Source organism: Streptomyces sp. NTH33 (assembly GCF_003236365.1).
GTDB lineage: Bacteria > Actinomycetota > Actinomycetes > Streptomycetales > Streptomycetaceae > Streptomyces.
On sequence record NZ_POTZ01000417.1, the window covers coordinates 1 to 6089 of the forward strand.

At 73.6% G+C, this 6089-nt stretch carries 6 protein-coding genes, 1 pseudogene and 1 riboswitch; of the genes and pseudogenes, 3 read left to right on the forward strand and 4 right to left on the reverse strand.

Annotation, left to right across the window (positions count from 1 at the left end; genetic code table 11):
• The coding region (locus tag C1I97_RS29120; protein WP_146608325.1) for a Stk1 family PASTA domain-containing Ser/Thr kinase at window positions 1–971 on the forward strand (971 nt) is incomplete at its 5' end.
• Between the two features lie 25 nt (window positions 972–996).
• On the opposite strand, the pseudogene C1I97_RS29125 reads toward C1I97_RS29120, so the two are convergent.
• The 4 genes and pseudogenes from C1I97_RS29125 to thiO form a co-directional block, all read right to left on the reverse strand.
• Window positions 997–1950: pseudogene (locus C1I97_RS29125) on the reverse strand (protein kinase domain-containing protein); the annotation flags it as partial.
• A 129-nt stretch (window positions 1951–2079) separates the two neighbouring features.
• Complete coding sequence (locus C1I97_RS29130) at window positions 2080–2874, reverse strand: thiazole synthase (RefSeq protein ID WP_111006108.1); 795 nt, start codon at window positions 2872–2874, stop codon at window positions 2080–2082.
• Between the two features lie 3 nt (window positions 2875–2877).
• Window positions 2878–3078, reverse strand: coding sequence for a sulfur carrier protein ThiS (gene thiS / locus C1I97_RS29135; protein WP_111006109.1), 201 nt, complete (start codon window positions 3076–3078; stop codon window positions 2878–2880).
• Window positions 3075–4241 carry a glycine oxidase ThiO gene (gene thiO / locus C1I97_RS29140; RefSeq protein ID WP_111006110.1) on the reverse strand — a complete coding sequence of 389 codons (1167 nt, stop codon included), beginning with the start codon at window positions 4239–4241 and terminating at the stop codon, window positions 3075–3077. Before thiO ends, thiS begins: the two co-directional genes overlap by 4 nt.
• Window positions 4239–4350: riboswitch (TPP riboswitch) on the reverse strand. Its footprint overlaps the gene before it by 3 nt.
• Window positions 4351–4518: 168 nt before the next feature.
• On the opposite strand from thiO, the gene C1I97_RS29145 reads away from it, so the two are divergent.
• On the forward strand, window positions 4519–5748 hold the full coding sequence (locus tag C1I97_RS29145) for an NAD(P)/FAD-dependent oxidoreductase (protein WP_111006112.1): 1230 nt from the start codon (window positions 4519–4521) through the stop codon (window positions 5746–5748).
• Between the two features lie 66 nt (window positions 5749–5814).
• A partial coding sequence (locus tag C1I97_RS29150; RefSeq protein WP_111006111.1) for an Rv2175c family DNA-binding protein occupies window positions 5815–6089 on the forward strand: 275 nt, incomplete at its 3' end.

The following is a 6089-nucleotide window of genomic DNA, read 5'->3' on the forward strand; positions in this document are numbered from 1 at the left end:
GGCCGGCCGGGGGCGGCCTCGACCGCACCGCCCGCTTCGAGACGCCCCCGCCTCCGCCGGCGCCCGGTCCGCGCCGCCCGGGCCGGCCCCGGCGGCGTCTGCTCACGATCGTCGCCGCCGTCCTGCTGGTCCTCGGGCTCGGCGGAGGCGTCTGGTACATCAACTCGGGCCAGTTCACGAAGGTCCCGCCGCTGCTGGCGAAGACCGAGGCGCAGGCGAGGGAGCGGCTGAAGGAGGCCGGTCTCGAGGTCAAGGACGTCAAGCACGCCTACAGCGACACGGTCAAGCGCGGCACGGTGATCAGTACGGACCCCGGGGCGGGCGCCCGGATCCGCAGCCACGACTCGGTGACGCTCACCCTCTCCGACGGACCGGAGACCGTGAAGGTGCCCGGCCTGGAGGGCCGCTCGCTCGGCGAGGCACGGGCCCTGCTGAAGAAGGAGGGGCTGGAGCCGGGCATGGTGACCCAGGAGTTCAGCGAGAGCGTGGCCAGAGGCTCGGTGATCGGTACCGACCCCGCGGCGGGCACCGAGCGGCGTGCCGGCTCGGCGATCGCGCTCACCGTCAGCAAGGGCCGCCCGGTGGACGTGCCGGACGTCACCGGCGAGGACCTGGACCGGGCGAAGTCCGACCTTCAGGCCGCCGGCCTGAAGGTGCGGATCGCCTCCGAACAGGTCAACTCCGAGTTCGACAAGGGCCAGGTCGCCCAGCAGACCCCGGCGGCCGGCAGCCGGGCCGCCGAGGGCGACACGATCACGCTGACGCTGTCCAAGGGCCCGGAGATGGTCGAGGTGCCGGACGTGACCGGCAGCAGTGTGGACGACGCCAGGAACAGGCTGGAGAACGCCGGCTTCAAGGTCGAGGAGGACCGGGGTCTGCTCGGACTGTTCGGCGACACCGTCAGGAAGCAGTCCGTGAAGGGCGGCGACCGGGCGCCGAAGGGTTCGACGATCACGATCACCATCCGGTGAGACGGCGAGACACGGGAAGAGTCCGGGGCAGCGGGCGCGGCACCGTGAGCGCGCGCGGGATCACGCTCGTGCGGTCCTCCGCGTTGTCGTGCTCCGCGGCGAGGGCCTGCGGCGGCACCGCGTCCAGCTGCTCCTCGCCGAGTCCCGCACGCGCCTCGCGCACGCGTGCGAGCAGGGCGACCGCGTCCTGCGGCCGGACGCCCGGGGTGCGCGCGGTGGCCTGTGCGACCAGTTCGTCCAGCTGGTACGGCAGCCCCGGAACGGCGTCCGACGGGGCCGGTACGTCCTCGTGGAGGTGCTGGTAGAGGATCTGGGCGGGGGACTCCCCCTGGTGCGGCTTGCCGCCGGTCAGCATCTCGTACAGCACGACCCCGCACGCGTACACGTCGACCCGGGGGTCGGCCGTGCCGTGCTCGATCTGCTCCGGCGCGAGGTAGGAGAGGGTGCCGAGGACGGCTCCGGTGGTGTTCGTCACCGTGTCCACCGAGCGCACCAGCCCGAAGTCGGCGACCTTGACCCGGCCGTCGTCCCCTATCAGGACGTTCTCCGGCTTCATGTCCCGGTGCACGAACCCGGCGCGGTGCGCGGCGCCCAGCGCGGCGAGCACCGGCTCCAGGATGTCCAGCGCGGCCCGCGGCTGCAGCGCCCCGCGCTCGCGCAGCACGTCGCGCAGGGTGCAGCCGGCGATGTACTCCATCGCGAGGTACACGTACGACCCGTCGGTGCCCTGGTCGAAGACCTGCACCACGTTCGGGTGGGCGAGCCGGGCGACCGACTTGGCCTCCCGGATGAACCGCTCGACGAACGAGCCGTCGACCGCGAGCGTCGGGTGCATCACCTTGAGCGCGAGGACCCGGTCCAGACGGGTGTCCAGGGCCCGGTAGACCGTGGCCATCCCGCCGGCGGCGATCCGCGCGTCGACGCGATAACGGCCGTCGAGCACCTGCCCGACAAGAGGGTCCTGAAGGGTCGTATCCACGCAGGTGAGTCTACGAGCAGCCAAGGACACCCCGCTGACACTGCGACCGACCTGTGACGGACCCAGCCGGCCTGCACGACCCGCAGGCGCGGGCGAGCGACCCCACGCCCACAGCACGGCCCGGGGCACCTAGAAAGCGGGCCGCTCCGGATCCAGCCGAGCCAGCCCCTCCGGGGGAGACGACGCCTGCGCGAAGTACCGCCGAGGAATCCGTCCGGCCCGGTGGGCCAGCCTCCCCGCCCGCACCGCGCAGCGCATGGCCTCGGCCATCAGCACCGGCTCCCGCGCCCGCGTCACCGCCGACGCGAGCATCACCCCCGCGCACCCCAGCTCCATGGCCAGCGCCACGTCCGAGGCCGTCCCCGCGCCCGCGTCCAGGATCACCGGTACGCGCGCGTGCTCCACGATCAGCTGGAAGTTGTGCGGGTTCCGGATCCCGAGTCCCGACCCGATCGGCGACCCCAGCGGCATGATCGCCGCGCAGCCGGCGTCCTCCAGCTTCCGCGCGAGCACCGGGTCGTCGTTCGTGTACGGCAGCACCGTGAACCCGTCGTCGACCAGCGTCTCCGCCGCGTCCAGCAGCTCGACCGGATCCGGCAGCAGCGTGCGCTCGTCGGCGATGACCTCCAGTTTGACCAGATCGGTGCCCAGCGCCTCGCGCGCGAGCCGTGCGGTCAGCACCGCCTCACCGGCGGTGAAGCAGCCCGCGGTGTTGGGCAGCACCCGGATGCCCAGCTTCTCCAGCACCGACAGCACGGACCCGTGCACGGACGGGTCCACCCGCCGCATCGCGACGGTGGTCAGCTCCGTGCCGGAGGCGACGAGCGCCCGCTCCAGCACCTCCAGGCCCGCCGCACCCCCCGTGCCCATGATCAGCCGGGAGGTGAAGGACGTCCCACCGAGGACCAGGGGGTCGTCGGCCATGGCTCAGCCTCCCTGGACGGCGGTCAGCACTTCGACGCGGTCGCCCTCGGCGAGGGCCGTGGACGGCCACTGCGCGCGCGGGACGACGGTTTCGTTGAGGGCGGCGGCCACCCCGGAAGGCGCCGGGGTGAGGGTCCGCACGACGGTGTCGAGAGCCGTGCCGGGCGCGATCCGGCGGGGCTCACCGTTGACGGAGATGTTCATGCGGGCTGCTCCGTGAGTGCGGCGGCGCGAAAGCGCCTGGGGGTGAAGGGGCGGACCTCGTCCGGAAGCTCGCCGGTGGTCAGGGCGTGCGCCATGGCGTCACCGGTGACCGGCGTGAGCAGCACGCCGTTGCGGTAGTGCCCGGTGGCCAGCAGCAGCCCGTCCAGTCCGGTCGGGCCGAGCAGCGGCGCGTTGTCGGGGGAGCCGGGGCGCAGTCCCGCGCGGGTCTCCGTCAGCGGCAGCTCGGTGATCCCGGGCACCAGTTCGTGCGCGTCGCGCAGCAGCCGGTACACGCCGCCCGCCGTCACCGTGGTGTCCCAGCCCAGCTCCTCGCTGGTGGCCCCGACGACCAGTTCCCCGCTGAGCCGCGGCACCAGGTAGACGTGGCTGCCGCGCACCACGGCCCGCACGGTACGGCTCAGGAACGGCGCGTACCGCTTGGGCACCGTCAGCCGCAGCACCTGCCCCTTCACCGGCCGCACCGGCGGCAGTACGTCGTCCGGGACCCCCGCGAGCCGCCCGCTGCGGCTGCCCGCCGCGAGGACCACCTGGTCCGCGCCGAGCGCGGTGCCGTCGCCCAGTACGCAGCCGGCGGCCCGGTCACGGGCCACGGTGAGCCGTTCGGCCCGGGCGCGGTGGAAGACCACGCCCACCCGTTCGCAGGCCGCGACCAGGGCGTGGGCAAGCCGCCGCGGGTCGATCTGGTGGTCGCCGTCCGCCCGGAGGCCGCCGCGCACGCCCGGCGCGAGCATCGGCTCCAGGCGCCGGCAGTCCCGCCCGGACAGCCACTCCGACTCCAGGCCCGACCGGCGCTGCAGGGCGTGCAGTTCGCGCAGGTGGGCGCGGTCGTCGGCGTCCAGCGCGACGGCGAGCGTGCCGCAGCGGCGGTAGCCGAGGTCGTGACCGGTCAGCTCGGTCAGCTCGGCCGCGAAGTCCGGGTAGCGGCGGGCCGAGGCCAGGTTGAGTCCGAGCAGGGTCTGCTCGCCGTGGTGGAGTTCGGTGACGGCGGCCAGCATCCCGGCCGCCACCTGCGCGGCCCCGCCGCCCGGCTCGGGGTCCACCACGGCGGTGGCGAACCCGCGCTGCGCCGCGCGCCAGGCCGTCACCAGCCCGATGATCCCGCCCCCGACGATGAGGACGTCCGGCATACGTGGCAACGACATGGGCGTCCAGCCCCTCCCTTCGCCGGCATGACCCGGATCAGGTTCGTACGGTCGGAGGCCGCCAGCCTCCCTCTCAGCCCGGTGCGTCCGGGCTCCCGCGAGTCCTTGTACGGGGGCCACCCTAGCCCGCACCGCACGATCTTGTAAGGGAGCCTCCCCGTGCCCCGCCCGCCGGACGGTGTCTCCGCTCACAGCGGGTAGGGGGAGGAGTACGGCGTGCCGAGTGAGGGCCGAGCCGGCACAGCAGCCGCCCGGATCGGCCGACTATGGTGATCAGGTGAGCGACCAGACGCAGGAAAAGGGCACGTCACAGCCGCGGCGCGTGGTCGTCGTGGGCGCGGGCATGGCCGGTGTGCAGACCGCGGTCGCCCTGCGCGAGCAGGGCTTCACCGGCACCGTGACACTGATCGGCGCCGAACCCCACCAGCCCTACGACCGGCCGCCGCTGTCCAAGGCCGTTCTGCTCGGCAAGGCCGAGGGATCCGCCTTCGACGTCGACTTCGAGTCGCTCGGCCTCGAACTGCGGCTCGGCTGCGAGGCGCTGGCCGTACGGTCCGACGCGCATGTGCTCGACACCTCCGCCGGGCCGGTGCCGTACGACGTGCTCGTCCTGGCCACCGGTGCGGAACCGATCCGGCTGCCGGGCGCCGAGGGCGTCCCCGGCGTGCATCTGCTGCGCACCCTGGACGACGCCGAACGGCTGCGGCCGGTGCTCACCGAGCAGCACGACATCGTGGTTGTCGGCGCAGGCTGGATCGGCGCCGAGTTCGCCACCGCGGCCCGCGAGGCCGGCTGCGCCGTGACGGTCGTGGAGGCCGCGGACCGGCCGCTCGCGGGGGCGCTGCCCGCGGAGGTGGCCGCGCCGATGGCCGCCTGGTACGCCGACAGCGGCACCGTGCTGCGTACACACGCGCGCGTGGAGCGCGTCGAGCCCGGCGCGGTGGTGCTCGACGACGGCTCGCGGCTGCCGGCGGGCGCCGTGGTGGTCGGCATCGGCGCGCGGCCGGCCACGGGCTGGCTGGCCGGCTCCGGCATCGAGCTGGGCGAGCACGGCGACGTCCTGGCCGACGACCGTCTGCGCACCTCGGTGCCGGACGTGTACGCGGTCGGCGACTGCGCCTCCTTCCCCTCGGGAAGGTACGGGGAGCGCCTGCTGATCCACCACTGGGACAACGCGCTGCAGGGTCCGCGCACGGTCGCGGCCAACATCATCGGCCTGACGCCCGAGGTCTACGACCCGGTGCCGTACTTCTGGTCCGAGCAGTTCGGCCGCTTCGTGCAGTACGCGGGCCACCACACGTCGGCCGACACCACCGTCTGGCGCGGTGACCCCTCCGGGCCGGCGTGGACGGTCTGCTGGCTGCGCGAGGGCCGGCTCGTCGCCCTGCTGGCGGTCGGCCGACCGCGGGATCTGGCTCAGGGCCGACGGCTGATCGAGTCCGGGACGCCCCTGGATCCGGACCTGCTGGCGGACCCGGCGCGGCCGCTGAAGGCGGCGACGGCGTGAGGCACGAGGCCACCGGCGGACGGGCCTGGCTTCCTAGTGTCAGTGGCAGATGGCAGGCTTGATTCCGTGACCGAGATTGACGCAAAGATCGATGCTCTCGTCCCTGCCTGGCTCACCCTCCCCGACATCGCCGAGAAGCTCGGCGTCGAGGTGACGCGCGTGCGGCAGCTGGTCAAGGAGGGCCAGCTCATCGCCGTACGCCGCGGTGAGAACCGCGCGCTGCACGTCCCCGCCGCCTTCATCGACGGCGACAAGGTCGTCAAGGGCCTGTCCGGCACCCTGACGCTCCTGCGGGACGACGGCTTCACGGTCGAAGAGATGATCGAGTGGTTGTTCACCCC